Source organism: Pseudomonas sp. PDM13 (genome assembly GCF_025685765.1).
GTDB classification, from domain to species: domain Bacteria; phylum Pseudomonadota; class Gammaproteobacteria; order Pseudomonadales; family Pseudomonadaceae; genus Metapseudomonas; species Metapseudomonas solani.
Genome location: NZ_JAOTQU010000006.1, coordinates 65361 through 92030 on the forward strand (window position 1 = coordinate 65361; position 26670 = coordinate 92030).

Annotated in this window: 31 protein-coding genes; 19 read left to right on the plus strand and 12 right to left on the minus strand. The window is 66.7% G+C overall.

Annotation, left to right across the window (positions count from 1 at the left end; all coding sequences use genetic code 11):
• Positions 1-261 precede the first annotated feature (261 nt).
• Both OEJ36_RS08445 and OEJ36_RS08450 read right to left on the minus strand, forming a co-directional pair.
• Positions 262-942: an NUDIX hydrolase gene (locus OEJ36_RS08445; RefSeq protein WP_263401115.1), complete on the minus strand. Its 681-nt coding sequence runs from the start codon at positions 940-942 to the stop codon at positions 262-264.
• Complete coding sequence (locus OEJ36_RS08450) at positions 939-1544, minus strand: adenylyltransferase/cytidyltransferase family protein (protein ID WP_263401116.1); 606 nt, start codon at positions 1542-1544, stop codon at positions 939-941. The genes OEJ36_RS08445 and OEJ36_RS08450 overlap by 4 nt, the downstream gene beginning before the upstream one ends.
• A 47-nt stretch (positions 1545-1591) precedes the next feature.
• On the opposite strand from OEJ36_RS08450, the gene OEJ36_RS08455 reads away from it, so the two are divergent.
• The 3 genes from OEJ36_RS08455 to nadE are packed head-to-tail and all read left to right on the plus strand — an operon-like array spanning position 1592 to position 4332.
• A complete protein-coding gene (locus OEJ36_RS08455; protein ID WP_411860980.1) occupies positions 1592-2281 on the plus strand; it encodes a nicotinamidase in 690 nt (229 codons plus the stop codon).
• Between the two features lie 2 nt (positions 2282-2283).
• Positions 2284-3489 carry a nicotinate phosphoribosyltransferase gene (pncB, locus tag OEJ36_RS08460; protein ID WP_043242809.1) on the plus strand — a complete coding sequence of 402 codons (1206 nt, stop codon included), beginning with the start codon at positions 2284-2286 and terminating at the stop codon, positions 3487-3489.
• 15 nt (positions 3490-3504) lie between these two features.
• A complete protein-coding gene (gene nadE / locus OEJ36_RS08465) occupies positions 3505-4332 on the plus strand; it encodes an ammonia-dependent NAD(+) synthetase (RefSeq protein WP_263401117.1) in 828 nt (275 codons plus the stop codon).
• Positions 4333-4336: 4 nt separating this feature from the next.
• On the opposite strand, the gene OEJ36_RS08470 is transcribed toward nadE, so the two are convergent.
• The 3 genes from OEJ36_RS08470 to dcd all read right to left on the minus strand — a co-directional run bounded on the left by OEJ36_RS08470 (position 4337) and on the right by dcd (position 5856).
• On the minus strand, positions 4337-4540 hold the full coding sequence (locus OEJ36_RS08470) for a hypothetical protein (protein ID WP_021219189.1): 204 nt from the start codon (positions 4538-4540) through the stop codon (positions 4337-4339).
• Between the two features lie 124 nt (positions 4541-4664).
• Positions 4665-5213: a hypothetical protein gene (locus OEJ36_RS08475; RefSeq protein ID WP_263401118.1), complete on the minus strand. Its 549-nt coding sequence runs from the start codon at positions 5211-5213 to the stop codon at positions 4665-4667.
• Between the two features lie 76 nt (positions 5214-5289).
• Positions 5290-5856: a dCTP deaminase gene (gene dcd / locus OEJ36_RS08480; RefSeq protein WP_043242812.1), complete on the minus strand. Its 567-nt coding sequence runs from the start codon at positions 5854-5856 to the stop codon at positions 5290-5292.
• A gap of 174 nt (positions 5857-6030) precedes the next feature.
• On the opposite strand from dcd, the gene OEJ36_RS08485 reads away from it, so the two are divergent.
• Both OEJ36_RS08485 and OEJ36_RS08490 read left to right on the plus strand, forming a co-directional pair.
• Positions 6031-6780 carry a glycine-rich domain-containing protein gene (locus OEJ36_RS08485; RefSeq protein ID WP_263401119.1) on the plus strand — a complete coding sequence of 250 codons (750 nt, stop codon included), beginning with the start codon at positions 6031-6033 and terminating at the stop codon, positions 6778-6780.
• 82 nt (positions 6781-6862) lie between these two features.
• Positions 6863-7354: a rod shape-determining protein gene (locus OEJ36_RS08490; RefSeq protein WP_263401120.1), complete on the plus strand. Its 492-nt coding sequence runs from the start codon at positions 6863-6865 to the stop codon at positions 7352-7354.
• A gap of 39 nt (positions 7355-7393) precedes the next feature.
• Here the strand turns inward: OEJ36_RS08490 and apbC are convergent, their stop codons facing one another.
• Complete coding sequence (gene apbC, locus OEJ36_RS08495) at positions 7394-8485, minus strand: iron-sulfur cluster carrier protein ApbC (RefSeq protein WP_263401121.1); 1092 nt, start codon at positions 8483-8485, stop codon at positions 7394-7396.
• Between the two features lie 132 nt (positions 8486-8617).
• Between apbC and metG the strand changes: the two genes are divergently transcribed.
• From metG to OEJ36_RS08540, 9 genes are all read left to right on the plus strand, one after another.
• The gene (gene metG / locus OEJ36_RS08500; protein ID WP_263401122.1) at positions 8618-10654 is read left to right on the plus strand and encodes a methionine--tRNA ligase; all 2037 of its coding nucleotides are present in this window, start codon (positions 8618-8620) and stop codon (positions 10652-10654) included.
• Between the two features lie 101 nt (positions 10655-10755).
• Positions 10756-11559: a DUF4349 domain-containing protein gene (locus OEJ36_RS08505; protein ID WP_411860982.1), complete on the plus strand. Its 804-nt coding sequence runs from the start codon at positions 10756-10758 to the stop codon at positions 11557-11559.
• Positions 11560-11660: 101 nt separating this feature from the next.
• A complete protein-coding gene (locus OEJ36_RS08510) occupies positions 11661-12212 on the plus strand; it encodes an Rnf-Nqr domain containing protein (RefSeq protein ID WP_043242816.1) in 552 nt (183 codons plus the stop codon).
• Positions 12209-13594 carry an electron transport complex subunit RsxB gene (gene rsxB, locus OEJ36_RS08515; protein ID WP_263401124.1) on the plus strand — a complete coding sequence of 462 codons (1386 nt, stop codon included), beginning with the start codon at positions 12209-12211 and terminating at the stop codon, positions 13592-13594. The genes OEJ36_RS08510 and rsxB overlap by 4 nt, the downstream gene beginning before the upstream one ends.
• Positions 13591-14592, plus strand: a complete 1002-nt coding sequence (locus OEJ36_RS08520) for an RnfABCDGE type electron transport complex subunit D (RefSeq protein ID WP_263401125.1) — start codon at positions 13591-13593, stop codon at positions 14590-14592. The genes rsxB and OEJ36_RS08520 overlap by 4 nt, the downstream gene beginning before the upstream one ends.
• Positions 14589-15191, plus strand: coding sequence for an RnfABCDGE type electron transport complex subunit G (locus OEJ36_RS08525; protein WP_263401126.1), 603 nt, complete (start codon positions 14589-14591; stop codon positions 15189-15191). Before OEJ36_RS08520 ends, OEJ36_RS08525 begins: the two co-directional genes overlap by 4 nt.
• On the plus strand, positions 15188-15733 hold the full coding sequence (locus tag OEJ36_RS08530) for an Rnf-Nqr domain containing protein (protein ID WP_263401127.1): 546 nt from the start codon (positions 15188-15190) through the stop codon (positions 15731-15733). Before OEJ36_RS08525 ends, OEJ36_RS08530 begins: the two co-directional genes overlap by 4 nt.
• A gap of 16 nt (positions 15734-15749) precedes the next feature.
• Positions 15750-16388 carry an endonuclease III gene (gene nth, locus OEJ36_RS08535; protein WP_263401128.1) on the plus strand — a complete coding sequence of 213 codons (639 nt, stop codon included), beginning with the start codon at positions 15750-15752 and terminating at the stop codon, positions 16386-16388.
• 107 nt (positions 16389-16495) lie between these two features.
• Complete coding sequence (locus tag OEJ36_RS08540; protein ID WP_263401129.1) at positions 16496-16675, plus strand: PA3496 family putative envelope integrity protein; 180 nt, start codon at positions 16496-16498, stop codon at positions 16673-16675.
• Between the two features lie 126 nt (positions 16676-16801).
• On the opposite strand, the gene gloA is transcribed toward OEJ36_RS08540, so the two are convergent.
• The 3 genes from gloA to OEJ36_RS08555 all read right to left on the minus strand — a co-directional run bounded on the left by gloA (position 16802) and on the right by OEJ36_RS08555 (position 19603).
• Entirely contained in the window at positions 16802-17194 is a 393-nt protein-coding gene (gloA, locus tag OEJ36_RS08545) for a lactoylglutathione lyase (RefSeq protein WP_263401130.1), read from the minus strand.
• Positions 17195-17316: 122 nt separating this feature from the next.
• Positions 17317-18534 (minus strand): argininosuccinate synthase, encoded by a 1218-nt coding sequence (locus OEJ36_RS08550; protein WP_263401131.1) that lies wholly within the window; start codon positions 18532-18534, stop codon positions 17317-17319.
• 127 nt (positions 18535-18661) lie between these two features.
• Positions 18662-19603 carry a flagellar protein MotY gene (locus tag OEJ36_RS08555; protein ID WP_411860983.1) on the minus strand — a complete coding sequence of 314 codons (942 nt, stop codon included), beginning with the start codon at positions 19601-19603 and terminating at the stop codon, positions 18662-18664.
• Positions 19604-19831: 228 nt separating this feature from the next.
• On the opposite strand from OEJ36_RS08555, the gene pyrC reads away from it, so the two are divergent.
• From pyrC to bfr, 4 genes are all read left to right on the plus strand, one after another.
• Positions 19832-20878 (plus strand): dihydroorotase, encoded by a 1047-nt coding sequence (pyrC, locus tag OEJ36_RS08560; protein ID WP_263401132.1) that lies wholly within the window; start codon positions 19832-19834, stop codon positions 20876-20878.
• On the plus strand, positions 20875-21549 hold the full coding sequence (rnt, locus tag OEJ36_RS08565; protein WP_021222780.1) for a ribonuclease T: 675 nt from the start codon (positions 20875-20877) through the stop codon (positions 21547-21549). Before pyrC ends, rnt begins: the two co-directional genes overlap by 4 nt.
• A gap of 270 nt (positions 21550-21819) precedes the next feature.
• A complete protein-coding gene (locus OEJ36_RS08570) occupies positions 21820-22038 on the plus strand; it encodes a bacterioferritin-associated ferredoxin (RefSeq protein ID WP_021222781.1) in 219 nt (72 codons plus the stop codon).
• 198 nt (positions 22039-22236) lie between these two features.
• On the plus strand, positions 22237-22707 hold the full coding sequence (bfr, locus tag OEJ36_RS08575; protein ID WP_263401133.1) for a bacterioferritin: 471 nt from the start codon (positions 22237-22239) through the stop codon (positions 22705-22707).
• A gap of 61 nt (positions 22708-22768) precedes the next feature.
• Here bfr and grxD read toward each other — a convergent pair whose 3' ends face one another.
• Positions 22769-23101 (minus strand): Grx4 family monothiol glutaredoxin, encoded by a 333-nt coding sequence (gene grxD / locus OEJ36_RS08580; protein WP_031289067.1) that lies wholly within the window; start codon positions 23099-23101, stop codon positions 22769-22771.
• A 95-nt stretch (positions 23102-23196) separates the two neighbouring features.
• Complete coding sequence (locus OEJ36_RS08585; RefSeq protein WP_263401134.1) at positions 23197-25305, minus strand: molybdopterin oxidoreductase family protein; 2109 nt, start codon at positions 25303-25305, stop codon at positions 23197-23199.
• Between the two features lie 429 nt (positions 25306-25734).
• Between OEJ36_RS08585 and OEJ36_RS08590 the strand changes: the two genes are divergently transcribed.
• Positions 25735-26421 (plus strand): SOS response-associated peptidase, encoded by a 687-nt coding sequence (locus OEJ36_RS08590; protein ID WP_263401135.1) that lies wholly within the window; start codon positions 25735-25737, stop codon positions 26419-26421.
• On the opposite strand, the gene OEJ36_RS08595 is transcribed toward OEJ36_RS08590, so the two are convergent.
• The gene (locus tag OEJ36_RS08595; protein ID WP_263401136.1) at positions 26418-26654 is read right to left on the minus strand and encodes a hypothetical protein; all 237 of its coding nucleotides are present in this window, start codon (positions 26652-26654) and stop codon (positions 26418-26420) included. The genes OEJ36_RS08590 and OEJ36_RS08595 overlap by 4 nt on opposite strands.
• Positions 26655-26670: the final 16 nt, after the last annotated feature.

Genomic DNA, 26670 nt, shown 5'->3' on the forward strand with positions numbered 1-26670 from the left:
AGCGTTGCCACCCTACCCACTGAGTAAGTTTCATATATAAAACAGATGCACATATCACTGGTAGTTCAGCTGCGGATAGTTGCTCGTGCCGTTACGACGGCCCCTAACTTCCCCCTTATATAAAGAGGTCGCAGATCGAATCGGCACAGGGTCTTGAATGCTGGGATGAGGATGAGACCTCGAGGGAAGGGAAAGGGAAAAGACACCGCAGCCCCCGGAGAGACAGCAGAGCGTCCCCCGGGAGCCGGGCGAGGCCGGCCGTCAGGACAACACGCTGCGGTCGAAGGTGAACACGCCGCCTTCCGCCGGGCAGTGCTCCAGCACCTTCTGCGGCCGGCCCATCTTCGGGTGGTTCTGCTCGCCGGTATCCAGCACCCAGCCCTGCCCCTTCATTTTCTCCAGGCGCCCGCGCAGGGTGGTGTGCTGCACCGCCTGGCCGAGGCAGGCCTGGAAGGCGCCCAGGGCTTCGGTGACGGTGAAGCGTCGGGGCAGCAGGTGCAGCGGCAGCGAGGTGTAGACCGATTTGCCGGCCAGGCGCTCCCGGGCCTGCTGCACCAACTGGTCGTGGTCGAAGGGCAGCCCGCTGGCTGCCTCCAGCGGCAGGAAGCGCAGGTCGGCGTCACTCAGTTGCGTTTCCGGCTCCAGCAGGGCGAGGTAGAAGGTCGACAGCGACCAGCCGCGCGGGTCCCGCCGGGCATTGCCCACGGTGGCCACCTGCTCCAGATGCTGCGGGCGCACCCGCGCCTTCTCCGCCAGGGCACGGGTGGCGGCGGCGTCCAGGTCGGGGTCGTCGCAGCGGCCGTTGACCAGCACGCCCGGCAGCGCCCACTCCCCCTCGAAGGGCCCCTGGGCCCGGCGGATCAGCAGCAGCTCCAGCCCCTGGGCTTCGTTCAGGCGCAGCGCGACGATGTCGACGCTGGCCAGTACCTGTGCAGAACTCATTGCAGCTCCCTATAGATATCCAGTTCCCCCTGCACTTCCGGCAGGCACCAGGCCGGCGGCAACGCCAGGCCCTCGCGCAGGTGCAGGCGAATGGCCGAACTGTGCAGCAGCAGCGTCTCGTCCGCCACCAGCAGGCCGAAGCGCTCGCGCAGTTCCGCGCCACGATGGAAGCCCGCCACCTGGGGCAGGTTGTCCTCGCCTATGACCAGGGCGATGTCCTCCGGCGCTACACCGTACTCACCCGCCAGTGCCTGCAACAGGTCGTAGCTGTACACCGCCGCCGCGCCCGGGGCCAGCCGCGCCTCGATGGCGTCGCAACGCACCCGCGCCGGGTCGATGCGCGCCGCCAGGCGCTCCAGCCAGGCGCAGCGCAGGGCGAAATCCACCATGCGCTTGCCATGGGCGTGGCGGTGGCTGGGCACCAGCAGCACCTGCTCGGCGCACTCCAGCACGCGACGCAGCACGCTTTCATGGCCCGGATGGGGCGGGTCGAAGGCGCCGCCGTACACCGCCAGGCGGAAGCGCACCGGGGCCGGAGACGCACTGCCCGCCGGGTAGGCCCGCAGGCTGGGATCGGGAAAATCCTGCCGACTGTTTCTCATCGCTGTCCTCCTGCGATCAAAGAGTGCTTGACGACATATTACACGAGATGGAATATGTAGCCAGCCGCAACCGAACGAGGAACGCAGCCATGAAAATCGCCAGCTTCGATGTCGACGCCCAAAAAGGCTTCACCCCCCTCTGCCCCGCCGAACTCCCGGTGCCGGGTGGCGACGAGATCGCGGCGCACCTCAACCTGCTGGCCCGCCGCGCGGAACTGCGCATCGGCAGCAAGGACGCCCACAGCCCGCAAGCCGCCTGGGTCGTGCCCAGCCACGCGGAGATGCTCGCACCGCTGCCCCTGGCCAATGCCGACATCACCTGGGTGAGCCACTGCGTACCGGGCACCCCCGGCTTCGAGCTGCTGGACGAGCTGCCCCAGCCGCTGGACTACGACTACTTCGTGTGGAAGGGCGTGGAGCCCGACCTGCACCCCTATGGCGCCTGCTACCACGACCTGGCGGAACGCCGCAGCACCGGGGTGATCGAATTCCTCCGGCAGAACGCCGTCAGCCATGTACTGGTGGGCGGCCTGGCCCTGGACTACTGCGTGAAGACCACCGCGCTGCAACTGCGCCGCGCCGGCTTTGCGGTTATCGTCTACCTCCCGGCGTGCCGGGCAATCGCCGAAGCCACGGCCGAAGCCGCGCGGCTGCAGATGAACGAACTGGGCATCGCGCTGTGCGCCAGCGAGGCCGAACTGGACGCCTTGCTGAACAGCATCGAGAAGGAGATCTGATCATGGCCGAGAGCGTGTTTTCCGACCGCATCGTGCAGAACCTGCTGGACACCGATTTCTACAAGCTGACCATGATGCAGGCGGTGCTGCACAACTACCCCAACGCCGAGGTGGAGTGGGAATTCCGCTGCCGCAACGCCGAGGACCTGCGCCCCTATCTGGCGGAGATCCGCTACCAGATCGAGCGCCTGTCGGAGATTTCCATCACCGCCGACCAGCTGGCCTTCCTGGAGCGCATCCCCTTCATCAAGCCGGACTTCACCCGTTTCCTCAGCCTGTTCCGCTTCAACATGCGCTACGTCCAGGCCGGCATCGAGGACGACCAGCTGTGCATCCGCCTGCGCGGCCCCTGGTTGCACGTGATCCTCTTCGAGATCCCGCTGCTGGCCATCGTCAGCGAGGTGCGCAACCGTTACCGCTACCGCGAGGTGATCCTCGAACAGGCCAGCGAGCGCCTCTACCAGAAGCTCGACTGGCTCAAGGGCGAGGCCAGCGCCAGCGAGCTGGAAGGCTTCCAGATCGCCGACTTCGGCACCCGCCGACGCTTCTCCTACCGGGTGCAGGAAGAGATGGTGCACATCCTCAAACGCGACTTCCCCGGGCGCTTCGTCGGCACCAGCAACGTGCACCTGGCCCGCGAATTCGACATCAAGCCCATCGGCACCATGGCCCACGAGTGGCTGATGTCCCACCAGCAGCTGGGCCCGCGCCTGATCGACAGCCAGATCGCCGCGCTGGACTGCTGGGTCCGTGAGTACCGCGGCCTGCTGGGTATCGCCCTGACCGACTGCATCACCACCGATGCCTTCCTCAAGGACTTCGACCTGTACTTCGCCAAGCTCTTCGACGGCCTGCGCCACGACTCCGGCGACCCGCTGGAATGGGCCGAGAAGTGCATCCGCCACTATGAAAAGCTTGGTATAGACCCGCAGACCAAGACCCTCGTATTCTCCGACGGCCTCGACCTGGCCAAGGCGCTGAAGCTGTATCGCGCCCTGCACGGTCGTATCCATGTCAGCTTCGGTATCGGTACCAACCTGACCTGCGACATCCCGGGCGTGGAGCCCATGAACATTGTCATCAAGATGACCGCCTGCAACGGCCAGCCGGTGGCGAAGATCTCCGACACCCCGGGCAAGACCCAGTGCCGCGACGAGAACTTCGTCACCTACCTGAAACACGTATTCCGCGTATCAGACGCGCGCTAGCGCCAAGGAACCGCCATGAGCAATCGCCAGAAAGAGATAGCCGCCGCCCTGGATGTGGTACCCCCCTTCGCCGATGAAGCCGCCCTGCAGGCGGAGATCGAGCGGCGCAAGGCCTTCATCAAGACCTGCCTGCGCAACGCGCGGCTCAAGGTGCTGGTCTTGGGCATCAGCGGTGGCGTGGATTCGCTGACCGCCGGCCGCCTGGCCCAGGTGACGGTGGAGGAACTGCGCGCCGAGACCGGTGACCCGGACTACCGCTTCATCGCCGTGCGCCTGCCCCACAACACCCAGCACGACGAACACGACGCCCAGGCGTCACTGAAATTCATCCGCGCGGATGTCGAGGACACGGTGAACATCGCCAGCAGCGTGACCGGCCTCAGCGAGCAGGTGACCCACCTGCAGGCGCTGAGCGACGCCCGCCGCGATTTCGTGGTCGGCAACGTCAAGGCGCGTATCCGCATGGTCGCGCAGTTCGCCATCGCCAACGCCAACAACGGCCTGGTGATCGGCACCGACCACGCAGCCGAGGCGGTGATGGGCTTCTTCACCAAGTTCGGTGACGGCGCCTGCGACCTGGCCCCGCTGAGCGGCCTGGTGAAGAACCAGGTGCGCGCCATCGCCCGCTACCTGGGCGCGCCGGACAACCTGGTGCAGAAGGTGCCGACCGCCGACCTGGAAGAACTGCGCCCCGGCAAGCCCGACGAAGAGGCCCATGGCGTCAGCTACGCCGAGATCGACGCCTTCCTGCACGGTGAAAGCGTGCGCCAGGAGGCCTACGACATCATCGTGCGCACCTACGACGCCACCCAGCACAAGCGCGACCTGCCGCTGGTGCCCTGAGGCGCTACACCACCGGAGCGGGCGGCGGCGGGTCGGGAAGGGTCGGCTCGCCCGGTTCGTGGGGCTGGGTGGGCTCACCCGGCTCCTCGGGGTCGCCCGGCCCTGGCACCTGTTGCAGCACCAGCGACGGGTCGCTATGGGCGAGGATGGCGTCCACCAGTGCACTGGCACTGGGCGTCAGGGCTTCGAGGATGATCTGGGAGCGCATGGCGTTCCTCCGACGTTCACAGTGGCTTCAAGCAGTAGAGCCCCGTACCGACCGAAGAATTCCGCCTATTTCCGCCTCCGCCTCGTAGCCCGGGCTTCAGCCCGGGGCTCTTCCCTAAGCGTTCTCAACGCGGTTCGTTGAAATGCACGGTGATGGAGACCAGCACCGGCTGCTCCTCGTCGCCCTGGCGGTACTCCGGCTCGAAGCCGTAGCCCAGCCAGACCTCGCTGCCGTTCTTGACCACCAGGTCCGAGCGCTCGTCGCCGGTGCCTTCCAGCCCTTGCAGCCACGGGGCGGTCTGCTCGCGCCGCTGGCCCAGGTGCAGCTGGCCATCCAGGCTGAAACGCCAGTTCGCGCCACGCTCGCCAACGCCCTGCATCCAGCCGAGGAACAGGCTGTCGTTGTAGCCGCCCAGCTCCCAGCAGCGCACTTCGCGCAGGCGGTCACCGAGGAACACCAGCATCATCGAATTGCCATACAGCAGCCCGCGCCGCTTGCCGTACATGGGCAGCTCGGCCGTGGGCTTGCCCAGGCGCTCGACGAACTGGGCGCGGGTGGCGCTGGCCGGCAGGCCGAATGCCCCGGTACCGCTGAGCACGGAGAGCTCCGCAGCCTGCAACAACGAGCAAACGCCCAGGCCGAGGGTGAACAGGAGGGATTTGAGCAGGTTCATTCGTCAGGTTCCTTTGACTGGACAGAGCCATGAAAAAGCCGGGCATGGGCCCGGCTTTGGTCGCAACGCAGGTGGATCAGGCCTTGGGCAGGGTCACGCCGGTCTGGCCCTGGTACTTGCCACCGCGGTCGCGATAGGAGACTTCGCAGGCTTCGTCCGATTGCAGGAAGAGCATCTGCGCCACGCCTTCGTGGGCGTAGATCTTCGCCGGCAGGTTGGTGGTGTTGGAGAACTCCAGGGTCACGTGGCCTTCCCACTCGGGTTCCAGCGGGGTGACGTTGACGATGATGCCGCAGCGCGCATAGGTGCTCTTGCCCAGGCAGATGGTCAGCACGTCACGCGGAATACGGAAGTACTCGACCGTGCGGGCCAGGGCGAAGGAGTTCGGCGGAATGATGCAAACGTCGCTGTTGATGTCGACGAAGCTCTTCTCGTCGAAGTTCTTCGGGTCCACCACGGCGGAGTGGATATTGGTGAAGACCTTGAATTCGGCGGCGCAACGGACGTCGTAGCCGTAGCTGGACACCCCGTAGGAAATCACCCGGTTGTCGTCCGCGCCGCGCACCTGGCGCTCGACGAAGGGCTCGATCATCCCGTGTTCCTGGGCCATGCGGCGAATCCACTTGTCCGATTTGATGCTCATGGCGGGGGTCCTGTGAAGGTGAAAAATGATCGCGAATCTTACCGGGCGCGGGCCTTTCGGGCAAAGGGCAGCGACCGGTAGCGTGGCCTGGCGCCCAGCGCCGCCGAGCGGGGCTTGTGGCGGCGACGCCGACTGCGCCACTGTTGGCCCGCCCTTGTGGAGAAAGGACCCACCATGACCCCCTGGCTGATCATCCCCGGCCTGTTCTTCGCCGTCTTTTCCTTCTCGTTCTTCAAACGCCGCCGTGAAGTCGGCCGGGAACGGTTCATCCGCGAGTTCCGCCCGGCACCCTGGCTGTTCGACGAACTGCGCAAGCGCCACCCGCAACTGCGCCTGGAAGACTGCATGCTGGTGAGCGCCGGCCTGCGCCAGTACTTCCTCTGCTACCTGAAGAGCGGCTTCGGCTACGTCTCCATGCCCTCCCAGGTGGTGGACGACCTGTGGCACGCCTTCATCCTCGACACCCGCGAATACAAGCGCTTCTGCCAGAAGGCCTTTGGCCGCTTCCTGCACCACCGCCCGGCACGCACCCTCTCGGGCAACGCCCGCCAGGCCGACGCCGGCCTGCGCCGCTGCTGGTGGTACGCCTGCGAGCAGGAACGCATCGACCCGCGCCAGCCCGGCCGCGTACCGCTGCTGTTCGACCTGGACAGCCGCCTGGGCATCCTCGGCGGCTTCCTCTATGTGGCCGACTGCCAGGGCGTACGCCGCAATGACAGCGGCGACGCGGGCAGTGGCGTCATCTACTGCGGCGGTGATTTCGTCGGCGCCGACTCGGGCTACGGCTCCAGCGACTTCGGCGACGGCAGCGGCACCGGCAGCAGCCACCACGGCGGCAGCGACTCCTCGGGCGGGGACGGCGGCGGCTCGGATGGTGGCGGCGGGGACAGCGGCGGAGGCTGTGGCGGCGGTGGTGGCGACTGAGTCCCAGGTTGCGTGGCAGTCAGTCGACGACAACACGCGCCATCGCTAGGCTAGGCGCCCTTTTCACTCGGACGGAACCGGCATGATCGACGCGTTTTCACCCCTGCTCTACCTCAAGCTCACCTCCGGATACCTGAGCGGCCTCAACGTGAAATCCGGAAAGGTGCTCGAGGAACCGACGGTGCTCGCCATTCAGACCCGTGCGGGTAAACGGGTACCCGTCGCCCTGGGACTGGCGGCGAAACAGCTGGAAGGCCAACCGGGAATAGAGCTGCTCAACGGTTTCGAACACCCTCGCTCCCTGCTGGCTGACTTCTCCGTCGCGGAGAAGACCCTGCAACTGTTCATACGGGAGTTGGCGCCCAGGACCTTCTACAGCGCCGCGCCGGTGCTGGTCCTGCACCCGCAGGAACACCTGGAGGGTGGCCTGACGCAGATCGAGGCACGCGGGCTCTACGAGCTGGGGCGCGGCGCCGCGCGCAAGGTGCAGCTCTGGGTCGGCCGCGAACTGACCCGCGAGGAACTACTGGCCCGGCAGTTCCCCACGGAGGGCGGCACGCTGCTGGCGATCTAGCGGGCCCGGAGGCCCTCAGGCGCGCAGCGGCGTCCTCGGTCAGTCGTCGCTGATGGTGATGGTCGGCATGGCGCCGGCGCCCATGCCGGACAGGGCGATGCGCGCGCCGACGCTGCGGGCCATCTCCTGGTAGATCATGGCGATCTGGCTTTCCGGGTCGGCGATGGTGGTCGGCTTGCCGCCATCGGACTGCATGCGGATGGCCATGGACAGCGGCAGGGAAGCCAGCAGCTCGACGCCGTACTGGGTCGCCAGCTTCTCGCCACCGCCTTCGCCGAACAGGTGCTCGGCATGGCCGCAGTTGGAGCAGATGTGCACCGCCATGTTCTCCACCACGCCCAGCACCGGGATGTTGACCTTGCGGAACATCTCCACGCCCTTCTTGGCGTCCAGCAGGGCCAGGTCCTGCGGGGTGGTGACGATCACGCTGCCGGCCACCGGCACCTTCTGCGCCAGGGTCAGCTGGATGTCGCCGGTACCCGGGGGCATGTCCACCACCAGGTAGTCGAGGTCGTCCCAGGCGGTCTGGGTGATCAGCTGGATCAGCGCGCCGGAGACCATCGGGCCGCGCCACACCACCGGGGTGTTGTCATCGGTGAGGAAGGCCATGGACATGACCTCCACGCCGTGGGACTTGATCGGCACGAAGAACTTCTGGTCGCGCACCTCGGGGCGGGTGCCCTCGGCGATGCCGAACATGATGCCTTGGCTGGGGCCGTAGATATCGGCGTCGAGGATGCCCACGCGGGCACCTTCGCGGGCCAGCGCCAGGGCCAGGTTGGCGGCGGTGGTGGACTTGCCCACACCGCCCTTGCCCGAGGCTACGGCGATCACGTTCTTGACGTTGGCCAGGGCCGGCACCTGGGCCTGGGCCTTGTGCGGCTCGATCACGCAGTCGACCTCGACCTTGGCCGAATCGATGCCGTCCTGGTTCTCCAGGGCCATCTGCAGCATCTGCGCCCAGCCGCTCTTGAACAGCCCGGCGGCATAGCCCAGCTCCAGGCGTACGTGGACCTTGCCGCCCTGGATGTCGACCTCGCGCAGGCAGCCGGCGCTGACCGGGTCCTGGCCAAGGTGGGGATCGGTGAACTGACGAAGCGTGGCTTCCACCACGGCGCGGGTGACAGGCATGGAAGACTCCGGGAAAAAGACCGAGCGAAACAGGCGGGCATCTTAACCCAAAGCCCATGCAACAGATGAAAATGCCCCGCCACGCCTATATAGTTACCGACTTTCCCCGTGTTCCCAGTGCAGCCGATCACCATGACCGAAGCCCGCAAGATCCTCGTTACCAGCGCCCTCCCCTATGCCAACGGTTCCATCCACCTCGGGCATATGGTCGAGTACATCCAGACCGATATCTGGGTGCGCTTCCAGAAGATGCGCGGCAACCAGGCCATCTACGTTTGCGCCGACGACGCCCACGGCTCGGCCATCATGCTGCGCGCCGAGAAGGAGGGCATCACCTCCGAGCAGTTGATCGACAACGTGCGCGCCGAGCACACCACCGATTTCGCCGACTTCCTGGTGGAGTTCGACAACTACCACTCGACCCACTCGGACGAGAACCGCGCGCTGTCCAGCAGCATCTACACCCGGCTGCGCGACGCCGGCCACATCGCCACGCGCCCGGTGACCCAGTATTTCGACCCGGACAAGCAAATGTTCCTGGCCGACCGCTTCATCAAGGGCACCTGCCCGAAATGCGCGGCCGACGACCAGTACGGCGACAACTGCGAAGTCTGCGGCGCCACCTATGCGCCCACCGAGCTGAAGAACCCCAAGTCGGCCATCTCCGGCGCCACCCCGGTGCTCAAGGAATCGCTGCACTACTTCTTCAAGCTGCCGAACTTCGACGCCATGCTGAAGCAGTGGACCCGCAGCGGTGCCCTGCAGGAGTCGGTGGCCAACAAGATCGCCGAATGGCTGGACGCCGGCCTGCAGGAGTGGGACATCAGCCGTGATGCGCCCTACTTCGGCTTCGAGATCCCCGATGCCCCGGGCAAGTACTTCTACGTCTGGCTGGACGCGCCCATCGGCTACATGGCGAGCTTCCAGAACCTCTGCGCGCGCCGCCCAGAGCTGGACTTCGACGCCTTCTGGGCCAAGGACTCCAGCGCCGAGCTGTACCACTTCATCGGCAAGGACATCGTCAACTTCCACGCCCTGTTCTGGCCCGCCATGCTCGAAGGCGCCGGCTACCGCAAGCCGACCGCGCTCAACGTGCACGGCTACCTGACGGTGAACGGGCAGAAGATGTCCAAGTCCCGCGGCACCTTCATCAAGGCGCGCACCTACCTCGACCACCTGAGCCCGGAATACCTGCGCTACTACTACGCGGCCAAGCTGGGCCGCGGCGTGGACGACCTCGACCTGAACCTCGAGGACTTCGTGCAGAAGGTGAACTCCGACCTGGTGGGCAAGGTGGTCAACATCGCCAGCCGCTGCGCCGGTTTCATCCACAAGGGCAACGCCGGCCGCCTGGTGGCCGCCAACGCCGCGCCAGAGCTGTTCGCCGAGTTCAAGGCCGCTGCGCCGAGCATCGCCGACGCCTTCGAGAACCGTGACTTCGCCCGCGCCATGCGCGAAATCATGGCCCTGGCCGACCGCGCCAACGCCTGGATCGCCGACAAGGCGCCCTGGGCCCTGGCCAAGCAGGAAGGCAAGCAGGACGAGGTGCAGGCCGTGTGCGCTGCGGGCGTCAACCTGTTCCGCCAACTGGTGATCTTCCTCAAGCCGGTGCTGCCGAACCTCTCCGCCGCTGCCGAGCAGTTCCTCAACGTCGCCCCGCTGACCTGGGCCGACCACGAGACGCTGCTGGCCGACCACCAGTTGAATGCCTTCACCCCGCTGATGACCCGCATCGAGCCGGCGAAGATCGAAGCCATGGTCGCTGCCTCCAAGGAAGACCTGGCCGCCGCTGCACCGGCCCCTGCCGGCAACGGCGAGCTGACCAAGGACCCGCTGGCCGCCGAGATCGGCTTCGACGCCTTCGCCGCCGTCGACCTGCGCATCGCGCTGATCGAGAAGGCCGAGTTCGTCGAAGGGGCCGACAAGCTGCTGCGCCTGTCCCTGGACATCGGCGACGAGAAACGCAACGTGTTCTCCGGCATCAAGAGCGCCTACCCGGACCCGAGCAAGCTGGAAGGCCGCCTCACCCTGTACGTGGCCAACCTGGCCGCGCGCAAGATGAAGTTCGGCGTCTCCGAAGGCATGGTCCTGGCCGCCGGCCCCGGTGGCGAGGAGATCTACCTGCTCAGCCCCGACAGCGGCGCCAAGCCCGGCCAGCGCGTGAAGTAATACGCGCCGGCCATCACGAAGCGCCTGCCCGCTCACCGGCCAGGCGCTTCGTCGTTTCAGGAACCGATAAACCACGCGACACCACGCAAGGAACGCACATGATCAAGCACTGGACCCTGCCCCTGCTCCTGGCCCTCACCGCCCTGGCCGGCTGCTCCCAATCAGAAGGTGAAGGGAGCGGCGGTGCAGCCGCCTTCAGGGGCGAAGCCTCCAAGCCCGGTGCCTTCCTCGCCTACGAGCACCAGGTCACCATCCACCTCGCCGCCGAAAACGTCGCCCCGCGCCTGGCCGCCGCCCGCGAAGCCTGTGGTGACGGCCGCTTCGGCACCTGCGACCTGCTGGCCATCGAGCAGAGCCAGGGCGGCTACCGTGCCGGCCAGCTGGTGCTGCGCATCGTGCCCGAGGGCGTGGAAAAGATGGTTGCCCTGGCCGCCGAAGGGGGCGAACTGGCAAGCCGCAACACCCGCGCCGAGGACCTGGCCCAGGCCGTGGGCGACAACGCCCGCACCCGCGAGCGCCTGGAGCGCCAGTACAAGACCCTGGAAGCGTTCCAGGGGCGCAAGGACCTGGCCGTCGCCGACCTGCTGGCCCTGGCCCGCGAGATGGCCGAGCTGGAAGTGCAGCTGGCCGCCACCAACCAGGAAGCCGCCCAGCAGCAGCGCCGCATCGCCACCAACCTGCTGACCCTGGACTTCACCACCGACCAGCAACGCCCGAGCCGCCTGTCGCGCATCGGTGACGCCGCCTCCGGCCTGCTGGACAACGCCACCGAAGGCACCGCCCAGGCCCTGGAGATGCTCGGCTACGGCATTCCCTTCGTGATCATCCTCTTCCCCCTGGCGCTGCTGGTGCGCTGGTTGTGGCGCAAGGCCACGCGCCGCAACAAGGCCGCCGCCCAAGGCTGAGCTAGCCTTGCTGACAAGGGCCGCGACCGTGCGGCCCTGTACCGCTCCGGCAGCATCCCGGATAATGCGCGGCCTTTTCGATAGACCCGACGCCCCTGACCATGACCGACTTCATCCTCGCCCTGCTCGGCGCAGCGCTGGTCAATAACCTGATTCTCGTCCTGCCCCTGGGCACCGACGCCCTGCGCCAGTCCCGCAGCCGCAGCCTGGCGCTGGCCGGCGGCCTGCTGCTGGTGCTCGCCACACCGCTGGCCTGGGCCCTGGACCGTCTGCTGGCGCCCCTCGGCCTGGGCTACCTCGGCATCGCCCTGCTGCTCCCCGCCTTGCTGCCGCTGGCCTGGGCGAGCCTGGCCCTGCTCGCCCGCCTCGCACCGCACCTGCCCCGTGACGGCCTGCTGCCCCTGCTGCTGGGCAACGGCGCGGCACTGGGTGCCATGCTGCTGGCCGCTGCCGGTGATTTCGCCAGTGCCCTCGGCCTGGGCATCGGCGGTGGCATCGGCTTCTGGATCGCCCTGCGCCTGTTCGACGACCTGCTGCAACGGGTGGAGGCGGCCGACGTGCCCGCGCCCTTCCGTGGCCTGCCGGTGATGCTGATCTGCGCCGGGCTGATGGGCGTCGCCCTGCTCGGCTTCAACGGCATGGTGGCCTCATGAGCCAGGCGGCGCTGATCCAGCGCATCGACGCCCTGCTGCCCCAGACCCAATGCGGCAAGTGCGGCCACCCCGGCTGCCGGCCCTACGCCGAAGGCATGGCCCGAGGCGAGGCGATCAACAAGTGCCCGCCCGGCGGCAGCGCCACCATCATCGCCCTGGCCGACCTGCTGCAGGTGCCGACACTGCCCCTGGAGGCGCCCGGCGGCCAGGTGCCGCCACAGCTGGCGTTCATCCGTGAGGCCGAGTGCATCGGTTGCACCAAGTGCATCCAGGCCTGCCCGGTGGACGCCATCGTCGGCGCCGCCAAGCAGATGCACACGGTGATCGCCGACGAATGCACCGGCTGCGAGCTGTGCGTGGCGCCCTGTCCGGTGGACTGCATCGACATCCTGCCCCTGGCGGAACCGGCGGCAGGCGAGCAACGCCAGCGCGCCGACCAGTTCCGCCATCGCTACGAACAACGCAACCGCCGCCTCGCCCGCGACGAAGCCCGGCGCCTGGCAGAGCGCGAAGCCCGCGCTGCCAGGGCGTCCCAGGCGCAGGCGCGGCAACCGGTGGCGACGCCCACGCCCAGTGACCCGGTGCAGGCCGCCATCGAACGGGTCAAGGCACAGAAGGCCGCGGCCGGCATCCAGACCGAGCGGCAGAAACGCCTGAAGATCGAGGCCGCGCTGGCCAGGGTCGCCCTGGCCAAGGCCGAGAAGCAGCTGGAGGTCTACGGCACCTCCGATATCGCGGCCGAAGTGGAAGCGCTGCGCGTCGCCAACGCCAAGGCCCAGGCCGCACTGGAGGCGGCCAACGAGAGCACGCCGACCGCCCTGGACCAGGCCGCCTACAAGAAGGCCAAGATCGCCGCCGCCATGGGCCGCACCCAGCTGGCCAAGGCGGAGAAGGCCTTTGGCGATGAGCCGGACGCCGAGCAGCGCAGCCAGCTGGACGCACTGCGCGCCAGCGTGGCCCAGGCCGAAGCCGAGCTGGACCGCCTGCAAGGCGCCCAGCCGGCCGCCGCGCCCACACCGGGCATGGCCGCCCTGAAGCAGGCGAAGATCGCCCTGCTCAGCCGCCGTACCGAACTGCGCAGCGCCGAGGCCCGTGGTGCCGCCGAAGCGGAACTGGCACCTCTGCGCCAGGCCCTCGCCGACGCCGAGCAGGCGCTGCACGCCGCCGAGGACGCCAGTGGCAAGACCCCGCCGGACCTGCAACGCATCGACAAGAACCCCATCGACCCGGCCCTGCGCGCGCTGAAGACCGAGCTGGCCATGGCCCGTGCCGAGGTGAGCAAGCTGGAGCGGCGCCAACCCGTCGACGAACAGGCCCTGGCCCGCGCCCGGGAACGCCTGGCACGGGCCCAGGCGCAGCTCGACGGGCACCCGGGAGCATGACCGCGCAGCCCGGCTTCGACCCGCGCCCAGGCATGCGCCTGGTGCTGCTGGCCTGCCTGCCGGGCCTGCTTGCATTGCTCTGGCAGTACGGCTGCGGCACCCTGGTGCAACTGGCCATCGCCATTCCCACCGCACTGGCCGGCGAGGCTCTGGTGCGGCGCCTGCGCAGCCAGCGCATCGCCCCCACCGAGGCCCTGTTCGGCCTGGCGCCCCTGGCCGAGGGCGGCGCCTTGGTAACCGCCGTGTTGCTGGCCCTGGCGCTGCCGCCCTATGCGCCCTGGTGGCTGGCCCTGTGTGCGAGTGCCTGCGCCATTCTCCTGGGCAAATCGCTGTTCGGTGGCTTCGGCCACAACCCCTTCAACCCGGCGATGCTCGGCTCCGCCCTGGCCCTGCTGGCCTTCCCCGCCCACTTCACCCACTGGCCTGCCGCCGGCCAGGTCCACGGCCCCTGGGGCGCACTGCAACAGGTGTTCGGCGTCGGCAGCGGCCTGGTGGATGGCTGGAGCCAGGCCACGGTGCTGGATACCCTGCGCCACAACGACCGCCTGACCATCGACGAGCTGTTCGCCGGTCACGGCGCCTTCGGTGGCGTCGGCGGGCACGGTGCCGAGTGGGTCAACCTGGCCTTCCTCGCCGGCGGCCTGATCCTGCTGCAACAGAAGGTGATCCGCTGGCACGCACCGGTGGGTATGCTCGCCGCGCTTTTCGTCGCCGCGCTGCTGTGCTGGAACGGCAGCGGCTCGGACTCCAACGGCTCGCCCCTGCTGCACCTGTTTTCCGGCGCCACCATGCTGGGCGCCTTCTTCATCGTCACCGAGCCGGTTTCCGGCCCTGCCAGCGACCGCGCACGCCTGCTGTTCGGCGTGGGCGTCGGCCTGCTGGTCTATGGGATCCGCACCTGGGGCGGCTACCCGGACGGCCTGGCCTTCGCGGTGCTGGCGATGAACCTGCTGGTGCCCACGCTGGAACGGGTCGCCGCACGCGGGGCACGCCCATGAACGGCCGCATGCTGGCGGTGTTGCTGGCGCTGGGCCTTGGCGGCCTGGCGCTGCTGGTCGCCTCGTACCAGGGGCTCGGCCCGCAGATCACCGCGGCCGCCGTGGATGCCGACGAACGCGCGCTGCTCGACCTGTTGCCGCCCGGCAGCTACGACAACCATCCCCTGCGCGAGCCGATCGCCCTGCCGGACGCCGAGGCCCTGGGCCGCCCCGCGCCCACCGCCGCCTGGCTGGCGCGCCGCGAAGGCAAGGTGGTGGCGTTGCTGCTGCCGGTCACGGCCGCCGGCTACGAAGGCCCGATCCGCCTGCTGCTGGCCATCGCCCCGGACGGCCGCCTGTTGCGCAGCAAGGTGCTGGAACACCGCGAGACCGCCGGCATCGGCGACCGCATCGAGCCCGCCCGCAGCCCCTGGCTGGCGAGCCTGGAAGGCGTCTCACTGGGCAACCGCCCGGGCGAGTGGCGGGTGAAAGCCGATGGCGGCGCGTTCGACCAGATCGCCGGCGCCACCATCACTTCCCGCGCCGTGGTCGCCGCGACCCAGCAGGGTTTGCGCTACTTCGACGCCCATCGCGAGCAGCTGCTGGGGGATGCGCCATGAAGCCCGCCACCGCCCTGCCCCTGCTTGGCCTGGCGCCCCTGCTGGGCGCCAGCGACCTGCTGGTCAAGGCGCTGGGCATCGCCCTGGTTGCCCTGCCGCTGCTGACCCTGTTTGGCCTGCTGCTGCCTGCGCTGCGCCGTGCGCTCTCGGGCCACGCCCTGTGGTTCGGCGCCCTGCTGCTGACCGGCGTGCTGGTAGGCCTCGCCCAGTTGCTGATGCAGGCCTTCGCCTTCGAGCTGCATCGGGCCCTGGGCCCCTTCCTCGCCCTGCTGGCGCTGCCCTGCCTGCTGCTGGTGGCGAGCGAACCCGCCGGTCCCGCTGCGGGCCTGCGCCAGGGGTTGCTGTTCGCCGCGTGTGCCCTGCTGCTGGGCGCGCTGCGGGAACTGCTCGGCCACGCCAGCCTGCTGGCCCACGGCGAATGGCTGGGCCTTGGCGCCCTGCACTGGCAGGCGGCTGCCGACGGCCTGCCGCTCTTCGCCTCGGCGCCGGGAGGCCTTATCCTCCTGGGCCTGCTCCTGGCGCTCGCGCGCCTCAAACCATAATCAGAAGCCGTCGACCATGAATGCCGCCAAACGCCTGGAAATCTTCCGCCGCCTGCATGAGGACAACCCCGAGCCCAAGACCGAACTGGCCTATTCCTCGCCCTTCGAGTTGCTGATCGCGGTGATCCTCTCCGCCCAGGCCACCGACGTCGGGGTGAACAAGGCCACGGCCAAGCTGTTCCCGGTGGCCAACACGCCGGAGGCCATTTATGCCCTGGGCGTGGAGGGTCTGTCGGAGTACATCAAGACCATCGGCCTGTACAACAGCAAGGCGAAGAACGTCATCGAGACCTGCCGCATTCTCGTGGAGAAGCACGGCAGCCAGGTGCCGGACGAGCGCGAGGCGCTGGAGGCCCTGCCCGGCGTCGGCCGCAAGACCGCCAACGTGGTGCTCAACACCGCCTTCCGCCAGCTGGCCATGGCGGTGGATACGCACATCTTCCGCGTCAGCAACCGCACCGGCATCGCCCCCGGCAAGAACGTGGTGGAGGTGGAGAAGAAGCTGCTCAAATTCGTACCAAGGGATTACCTGCTCGACGCGCACCATTGGCTGATCCTGCATGGGCGTTATGTCTGCGTGGCCCGCAAGCCGCGCTGTGGCGCCTGCCGGATCGAAGACCTGTGCGAATACAAGGCGAAAACCTCGGACGATTGAGGCTTCATTGAATGGCTCGATGCTTCGATTGAAAAAATCTTTTTTACCGGCCCCTGCTTTGTCGCTATAAGGTGCGCCAATAGCGCCCCGCATCGTGGAGTGACCGTATGAGCACAGCCAAAGAAGAGATCGAGACCGAGGAAGACTTCGTCGCCGAGGACGCTGATGATGGCGAGGCTCCGGCCGAGGTTGCCAAGACCAACCTGACCAAGCGCCGCATCATCGATAACTACCTGGAAGAGCGCCGCCTGCAGAAGCAGTTGTCCGATTACGATTTCGACCTCTGATGTGAAGCCACCCGAAAGCCCCGCCGATGCGGGGCTTTTTGTTTGTCGGGTTTCAGCCGGGCGGCACACCCATCTGCAGACGAAAAAAAGCCCCGCATTGGCGGGGCTTCTTCAGGTGCCTGGCGCTCAGTCGTTGCGCGAGGGCGAGAGCAGCTCGATCTTGTAGCCGTCCGGGTCTTCGACGAAGGCGAGGATGCTGGTGCCGTGCTTCATCGGGCCCGGCTCGCGGGTGATCTTGCCACCACGGGTGCGGATGTCTTCGCAGGCCTTGTAGACATCGGCCACTTCCAGGGCGATGTGGCCGTAGCCGGTGCCCAGCTCGTATTTATCCACACCCCAGTTGTAGGTCAGCTCGATGACGCTGTTCTCGGCTTCGTTGCCGTAGCCGACGAACGCCAGGGTGAACTGGCCGTCCGGGTAGTCCTTGCGACGCAGCAGGGTCATGCCCAGGACTTCGGTGTAGAAGGCGATGGATTTGTCCATGTCGCCGACGCGCAGCATGGTATGCAGCAGTCGCATCTCGGTTTCTCCTCATTGGCTTGAAACGACAAGCCCCGGCTCGTGACCGGGGCTTGGAAGGCAGCTTAAAGCCGGAAGCCTGAAGCGGGAAGTCTTCCAGCTTCAGGCTCTCAGCTTCCAGCTCAGAACAGCTTGCGGCCCTTGCCGGCGGCAATGCGCATGCGCAGGGCGTTGAGCTTGATGAAGCCCGCCGCGTCCGCCTGGTTGTAGGCGCCGCCGTCTTCCTCGAAGGTCGCGATGTTGGCATCGAACAGCGAGTCGTCGGACTTGCGGCCGACCACGACGACGTTGCCCTTGTACAGCTTCAGGCGCACGACACCGTTCACGTTGGTCTGCGAGGCGTCGATCATCTGTTGCAGCATCAGGCGCTCGGGGCTCCACCAGTAGCCGGTGTAGATCAGGCTGGCGTACTTGGGCATCAGCTCGTCTTTCAGGTGGGCCACTTCGCGGTCCAGGGTGATCGACTCGATGGCGCGGTGGGCGCGCAGCATGATGGTGCCGCCGGGGGTCTCGTAGCAGCCACGGGACTTCATGCCGACATAGCGGTTCTCGACGATGTCGAGGCGGCCGATGCCGTTCTCGCCACCGATGCGGTTCAGCTCGGTCAGCACCTGGGCCGGGGACATGTCCTTGCCGTCGATGGCGACGATGTCGCCGGCGCGGTAGGTCAGCTCGATGTAGGTGGGGGTGTCCGGCGCCGCTTCCGGCGACTTGGTCCACTTCCACATGTCTTCTTCGTGCTCGGTCCAGGTGTCTTCCAGCACGCCGCCTTCATAGGAGATGTGCAGCAGGTTGGCGTCCATGGAGTACGGCGACTTCTTCTTGCCGTGGCGCTCGATCGGGATGGCGTGCTTCTCGGCATAGTCCATCAGCTTCTCGCGGGACAGCAGGTCCCACTCACGCCAGGGGGCGATCACTTTCACGCCCGGCTTCAGCGCATAGGCGCCCAGCTCGAAGCGGACCTGGTCGTTGCCCTTGCCGGTGGCGCCGTGGGAGATGGCGTCGGCGCCGGTCTCGTTGGCGATCTCGATCAGGCGCTTGGCGATCAGCGGACGGGCGATGGAAGTACCCAGCAGGTACTCGCCTTCGTAGATGGTGTTGGCGCGGAACATCGGGAACACGAAGTCGCGGACGAATTCTTCGCGCAGGTCGTCGATGTAGATTTCCTTGACGCCCATGGCCTGGGCCTTGGCACGGGCCGGCTCGACCTCTTCGCCCTGACCGAGGTCGGCGGTGAAGGTCACCACTTCGCAGTTATAGGTATCTTGCAGCCACTTGAGGATTACCGAGGTGTCCAGGCCACCGGAATACGCCAGGACAACCTTCTTTACGTCCGCCATGCCATCAACTCCACGGGGTTGTGCGAAAAACCCGTGATTCTACTGACCCTGGCGGCCAAATTACAGTGGCGCGACAGGCAATGACGACCAAGCGACAGATTCTTTCGTCGAATCGACCCGGGCGGGCTCAGGACGCCGCGCCCTGGGTGGCCTTGTCGGCCTCGGGGATGATCGGCGCAGGAGCCGCTGCCGGCGTTTCGGCGGGAGGCGGTGCTTCGGCTTCGCGGGACAGGGCGAGGGTGACGCGACGGTTCTTCGCCCGGTTGGCTTCGTTGCTGTTGGGCACCAGCGGGTAGCGCTCGCCATGGAAGCGCATGACCATGTGCGATTCGGGAATGCCGTTGGCCTTGAAGTAGTCGAACACCGCCAGGGCGCGACGGCGCGAGAGGTCGCGGTTGGTCAGGCGATTGCCGGCGTTGTCGGAGTGACCGTCGATCTCGATGTGGTTCACGCTGGGATCGGCCTTGAGGTAGTCGAGGATGATCTCCAGCCGCGCACGGCCCATTTCGTCCAGCGCCGTGCCACCGCCCGGGAACGAGACCTGGGCGCTCTTGATCTGGTCGAAGTTCACCGGCAGCAGCTTGGTGGTGCAGGCGAGGTAGTCGTTGTAGGCCTTGTTGAAATTCACCGGCAGCAGGCGCACCTCCATGGCTTCGCCGCCCTGCAGGGTGCGGTGGCGTACCAGCGGGCTGCGCCCTTCCAGCAGGCCGGTGAGCAGGCGCCCGCCCTGGAGCTGGCTGCTGTTGAACGGGACTTCGCCATTGCCGACGCTGACGGCGCCGAGGTTGATGTCGCCACGCCCGGGCTGCCAGGGGGCGGCGGCGGCCAGCAGGGTGGCCGAACCTGCGCCCATCCAGCGTTCGCGGGCCTTGAGACGGAAGGTCACCTGCTCGCCGGCACGGCGCACGAACTCACCGCTGCCGAAGTCGGTGATCGGTTGCGACAGGCGGCACTCGAACTTGTCGCCCTCGACCGCCCATTCGGCCTTCTCCAGGCGGGTCTGGAAGGTGATGGCCATGGCCGGAAGGCTGGCGAACAGGCTGAGCAGGGCGACATAGCACTGGCGCACGACGGCGGGCTCCACGGGAAATTTCTGCACTCCCTAGGGCTATCGGTGGCGGCCTGCAAAACTTGAGTGGATTCGCCGCATCCGTTCGTTGCCCGCAGCGCCGCCGCAGGGCCTTCGCTGTCACACCGTGAAAAAACCGCCGACGCCTTGAAACACAAGCCCCGCGTGCCCCGAAAAAGCTTTTCCGGTAGCATGCACGACGAGTTTTGCCCGCCTGGAAGCCCCCCCATGTCCGACCGTTTGACCTTGCTGCGCCCCGACGACTGGCACATCCATCTGCGCGATGGTGCCGTGCTGTCCCACACAGTCGCCGATGCCGCGCGCACCTTTGGCCGCGCCATCATCATGCCCAACCTGGTGCCCCCGGTGCGCAACGCCGAAGAGGCCGACGCCTATCGCCAGCGCATCCTCGCCGCACGCCCGGCCGGCAGCCGCTTCGAGCCGCTGATGGTGCTCTACCTCACCGACCGCACCCGCCCCGAGGACATCCGCGCGGCCAAGGCTTCCGGCTTCGTCCATGCCGCCAAGCTGTACCCGGCCGGCGCGACCACCAACTCGGACTCGGGCGTCACCAGCATCGACACCATCTTCCCGGCCCTGGAAGCCATGGCCGAAGTCGGCATGCTGCTGCTGGTCCACGGTGAAGTGACCCGTGGCGATGTCGACGTGTTCGACCGCGAGAAGATCTTCATCGACGAGCACCTGCGCCGCGTGGTCGAGCGCTTCCCGACCCTGAAGGTGGTCTTCGAGCACATCACCACCCGCGATGCCGTGCAGTTCGTGGAGGCCGCCTCGGCCAACGTCGGCGCGACCATCACCGCCCACCACCTGCTGTACAACCGCAACCACATGCTGGTCGGCGGCATCCGCCCGCACTTCTATTGCCTGCCGATCCTCAAGCGCAACACCCACCAGGAAGCCCTGCTGGATGCGGCCACCAGCGACAGCACGCGCTTCTTCCTCGGCACCGACTCGGCGCCCCACGCCAAGCACGCCAAGGAAGCCGCCTGCGGTTGCGCCGGCTGCTACACCGCCTATGCAGCCATCGAGCTGTACGCCGAGGCCTTCGAGCAACGCAACGCCCTGCACAAGCTGGAAGCCTTCGCCAGCAAGAACGGCCCGGACTTCTACGGCCTGCCGCGCAATACCGACAGCATCACCCTGGTCCGTGAAGAATGGACTGCCCCCGCAAGCCTGCCCCTGGGCGAGCAGACCGTAATCCCGCTGCGCGCTGGCGAGAAGCTGCGCTGGCGCCTGCTGGAGAAAAACGCGTGAGCGAAGACCTGTACGACGACGAGCTCGACGGCAGCCTGCCCCAAGGCCCTCGCCACCCCATGGCCGCCCGCTTCCGCGGCTACCTGCCGGTGGTGGTGGACGTGGAGACCGGCGGTTTCAATGCCGCCACCGACGCCCTGCTGGAGATCGCGGCGACCACCATCGCCATGGACGAACAGGGCTTCCTCTACCCGGACCACACCCACTTCTTCCGCATCGAGCCGTTCGAAGGCGCCAACATCGAACAGGCGGCGCTGGAGTTCACCGGCATCAAGCTCGACCACCCGCTGCGCATGGCGGTGAGCGAAGAGCACGCGCTGAATGAAATCTTCCGGGGCCTGCGCAAGTCGATCAAGGCCAGCGGCTGCAAGCGCGCCATCCTCGTGGGGCACAACAGCAGCTTCGACCTGGGCTTCCTCAATGCGGCCGTGAACCGCACCGGGCTCAAGCGCAACCCCTTCCACCCCTTCTCCAGCTTCGACACCGCCACCCTCGCCGGCCTCGCCTATGGGCAGACCGTCCTGGCCAAGGCCTGCCAGGTGGCCGGCATCGAGTTCGACGGCCGCGAAGCCCACTCCGCGCGCTACGACACCGAGAAGACCGCCGAGCTGTTCTGCGGCATCGTCAACCGCTGGAAGGAAATGGGCGGCTGGATGGAAGACGACGACTGAGGTCGCGTTATCCACAGCCTCTCTATAAGGAAGCCCGGCCAATGCCGGGCTTTCTTTTGCCTGGGCCATTCCCGCCCCGGTAGGTTGGCGCCGAGCCTGCGAGGCCCAACGCCGCGGAGCCCGGAACCGCATCAGCCGGGGTTGGTAACTCAACCAAATTGCGCTCAGGGCCGCTCTGGAAAGGAGCCTGACGGACGGACTTTGACAATCATTCTCATTCTGATTAGTATCGCTTTCCATCAAGCCCACTACCGAGCGTTGAGCCCACCCATGTACGTCTGTCTCTGCCAAGGTGTCACTGACGGCCACATTCGTGATGCGATCTATGAAGGCTGCTGCAGCTACCGCGAGGTCCGCGAGACCCTCGGTGTCGGCACCCAATGCGGCAAATGCGCCTGCCTCGCCAAGCAGGTGGTGCGTGAAACCCTCACCGAAGTACAGAGCAGCCAGGCCGCCCTCGCCTATCCCGCGACCTTCGTGCCTGCCTGATACAAAATAGTTTTGAAGAACCGGACCTAGCGTCCGGTTTTTTTATGCCCGTAATTCAAGCAGTTAGCGCCAAGACGCGGAATCTAAACATTCTTATTCACATTCAAATTCTCTTACTAATCAATAACTTACGTTGACTTTGCCGGGAAACTGGATAAAATTCGATCACTTCCACCCCTTTGCACGGCAGGACTCCACATGAAAGGCGACAAGAAAGTCATCCAGCATCTCAACAAGATCCTTGGCAACGAACTTGTGGCCATCAACCAGTACTTCCTGCATGCCCGCATGTACGAGGACTGGGGCCTGGAGAAACTCGGCAAGCACGAGTACCACGAGTCCATCGACGAGATGAAACACGCCGACAAGCTCATCAAGCGCATCCTCTTCCTGGAAGGCATCCCCAACCTGCAGGATCTGGGCAAGCTGATGATCGGCGAGAACACCAAGGAAATGCTCGCCAGCGACCTGAAGCTGGAACAGACCGCCGTACCGGACCTGAAAGCCGCCATCGCCTACTGCGAGAGCGTCGGTGACTACGGCACCCGCGAACTGCTCGAAGACATCCTCGAATCCGAGGAAGAGCACATCGACTGGCTGGAAACCCAGCTGGGCCTGATCGACAAGGTCGGCCTGGAGAACTACCTGCAGTCGCAGATGGACGAGTAAAACGTCCGGACATGAAAAAGCCCCGCATCTGCGGGGCTTTTCTTTTGGAGCGGGAGCGGTATCAGGCGCTGGCGCCGGACTTGCTCACTGCGTCCTTGATCAGTTGCTGCAGCTCGCCCTTGTCGAACATCTCGGCAAGGATGTCGCTACCGCCGACCAGCTCACCGCCCACCCAGAGTTGGGGGAAGGTCGGCCAGTTGGCGTAGGTGGGCAGGTTGGCGCGGATTTCCGGGTTCTGCAGGATGTCGACATAGGCGAACTTCTCGCCACAGCCCATGACCACCTGCGCGGCACGCGCGGAGAAGCCGCACTGCGGGGCATTCGGCGAGCCCTTCATGTACAGCAGTACGGTGTTGTTGGCGATCTGCTCTTTGATGGTTTCGATGATATCCATGGCTACCTCGGCTGAACGTTCCGACTCGTCGGTCGGCAGGATGGCGGCATTGTAACGGAAGTCCGAGCTCAACGCTCGGACTTGCCCTGCGACATTCAGGCCGCCACCACCTCCACTGGAACCCCGTTCAGCGCGGCATTGCCGGAAACCGCATCCAGCTGCCGCTCGTCGGTCAGGTCGTTGGCGCTGGCCCCGGGTTGCTCGCTGGCGATTCCCATCATCACCCCGGGTCGTGCATGGCCCCAGCCATGGGGCAGGCTGACGACGCCGGGCATCATCTCTTCGCTGGCCGCCACCTCCACCTCGATCATCCCCACCCGCGAACGCACCCGTACCCGCTGCCCGTCCACCAGCCCGCGACGCTCCAGGTCGCCCGGGTTCATCAGCAGCTGATGACGCGGCTTGCCCTTCACCAGGCGGTGGTAGTTGTGCATCCAGGAGTTGTTGCTACGCACGTGGCGGCGGCCGATGAGCACCAGTTCGCCTTCCGCCGGCAGTTGCTGGGCGGCGAAACGGCCCAGGTCGTCGAGGAAGATCGACGGTGCGCCAACCACGCGCTTGTCAGCCGTTTTCAGGCGCCCCGCCAGGTTGGGCTTGAGCGGCCCCAGGTCCAGCCCATGGGGGAAATCGCCCAGGCGCTGCACCGAGAGCTTGTGCTCGGAACGATCGCCATAAGGGCCGAAGCGCAGGCCCATGTCGATCATCTGCTTCGGCTCCAGGGTCGGCTTCAGCTCGACGCCGGTGCGCGTGGCGAAGGCCTGGGCCAGGCCGACGAAGATCTCCCAGTCGTGCAGGGCACCCTGGGGCTTGGCCAGCACCGGCTCGTTGAAGCGGGTGACGTTGCGCACCGCGAAGACGTTGAAGGTGGTGTCGTAGTGATCGTGCTCCAGCGGCGCGGTGGGCGGCAGGATCAGGTCGGCGTAGCGCGTCGTTTCGTTGATGTAGAGGTCGATGCTGAGCATGAAGTCCAGGCCGTCCAGGGCCTGCTCCAGGCGCCGCCCGTTGGGGGTGGACAGCACCGGGTTGCCGGCCACCGTCACCAGCGCACGGATCTGCCCATCGCCCGGGGTCAGCATCTCTTCGGCCAGGGCCGAGACGGGCAGCTCGCCACCGTATTCCGGCAACCCGGAGACGCGGCTCTGCCAGCGGTTGAAATGCCCGCCGCCAGTGGTCGCCACCAGGTCCACCGCCGGCTCGGTGCAGAGCACGCCGCCGACGCTGTCGACGTTGCCGGTGACCAGGTTGATCAACTGGATCAGCCACTGGCAGAGGCTGCCGAAGGCCTGGGTGGAAACCCCCATGCGCCCGTAGCAGACGGCGCTCTCGGCGGCGGCGAAGTCTCGCGCCAGCTGGCGGATGGCCGCGGCGTCGATGCCGCAACGGGGGCCCATGCTCTCGGCGGTGAAGCCGCTGATGGCACGGCGCACGTCATCCAGCCCGTCGACGGCCAGGTGGGTGCCGCGGCCCAGGTTCTCCTCGAACAGGGTGTTGAGCAGTGCCAGCAGTAACGCGGCATCCTGGCCGGGGCGCACGAACAGATGCTGGTCGGCGATGGCCGCCGTCTCGCTGCGACGCGGGTCCACCACCACCAGGCGGCCGCCCCGGGCCTTGAGGGCCTTCAGGCGCTTCTCCACATCGGGCACGGTCATGATGCTGCCGTTGGACGCCAGCGGGTTGCCGCCGAGGATCAGCATGAAGCCGGTGTGGTCGATGTCCGGGATGGGGATCAGCAGGCCATGGCCGTACATCTGCTGGCTCACCAGGTGATGGGGCAACTGGTCCACCGAGGTCGCGGAGAAGCGGCTGCGGGTCTTCAGCAGGCCAAGGAAGTAGTTGCTGTGGGTCATCAGCCCGTAGTTGTGCACGCTGGGGTTGCCCTGGTACACCGCCACCGCGTTGTTGCCGTGGCGGGCCTGGATCTCGGCCAGGCGCTCGGCCACCATGGCGAAGGCTTCATCCCAGCCGATGGGCTGCCATTCGCTGCCAGCGCGGCGCATGGGCTGGCGCAGGCGATCGGGGTCGTTCTGGATGTCCTGCAGGGCCACCGCCTTGGGGCAGATATGGCCACGACTGAAGCTGTCCTGGGCATCGCCCTTGATGGAGAGGATGTGACGGGAGCCGTCGTCCCGGTCCTCGGTTTCGATGGTCAGCCCGCAGATGGCTTCGCAGAGATGGCATGCACGGTGGTGAACGGACTTGGTCATGGCCTTGCCTCATGTTCTTGTTCGAGACGACCGGTCGGGTCGCAAGAGCAGAACTATGGAAGCAAGCCGCCCAGTTCGCCAGCAGCGTTCGCCCCGTGAATCGGCCGCCATCATGGTGGCGCATCAGCGCTTCGGGGCAACCATCACGAGGCCTGGAGCGCAGCGGCAGCGACCGCCGGGAGGGCCGCCGGGCGGCAATTTGCGCCAATGCGTAATTTCCTTATGAAGCCCCGAGGGGTGTATAGGGGCTTGCAGGGCGCATTCCTTCGTTTCGGACCGCTGTATACATATCCAGAAATCCCCCTCCTTTCCCCTCGATTGGTACAAAAAGTGGTACAGGAATCCAATCGATTCTTGCCCGTTCTGGGCTCCCGTTCTTCCCCCTGATCTACCCTTCCACCTACACCCATCACCAGCAGGGCGCCGACCATGTGCGGCCGTGTCGTCCAGGCCATGACCTGGCAGGAAATCGTCGAGACGCTGCAGTACCCGCCGTCACAACCACAGCTCGACCTGGGCCCTGTCGAGCTGTGGCCGCGCTACAACGTCTACCCACACGGCTCTATCGCCGTCCTCTCGTCTGCCGGCGACACCCTGGTGGCCGGTACCGCGCCCTGGGGCTGGCGGCCACACTGGGCAACCGATGGCCGGTTGCCGAGCAACGCCCGGTCGGAGAAGGTGGCCCACTCCAACTACTGGCGCGCCATCTGGCCGCACAGGCGCCTGATCCCTATCAACGGCTGGTTCGAGTGGACGCCGAGCGGCAAGGAACGGTTGCCCTGGTACATCCGGCGCCGAGATGGGCGCCCCACCCTCTGCGCCGCCGTCGGCCAGATCCACCAGCCGGAGCTCCAGAAGGGCGACGGCGTGGTCCTCATCACCGCCGACAGCCTGGGCGGCATGGTCGACGTGCACGACCGCCGACCGATCGCGCTCACGCCCGAGCGCGCCCGGGAATGGCTGGACCCGGCCACACCGAAGGAGCGCGCCGAGCAGATGCTGCTGGAGGGCGAGCCCCCGGAAGTGTTCGAGTGGTTCCGGGTCAGCCAGGAGGTGAACAAGCCAGCAAACGAGGGGGCGCAGCTATTGGAGCCGCTGCAAGAGGACCTGCTCTAGCGATAGACCTCGCGCTCAACCATCGTGCGGTACTGGTCAGGCTGCAGGGCAGCAATCTCCTCCTGAGCCCAGGCCGACCACTTCCCTTTCCTGCGCTCCTTCTCGCCCTTGATGCGGGCAGCCTCGCCTTTTGCGCGGTCCAGGTTCGACTGCCAGAACTGGAAGGATCTGGCCTTCTCCTCCTCGATGGCGTTGCGCTCGTCAGGGTGGAGCTCGGTGAGGTTGCGGATCATGGCGGCACCTACTGCG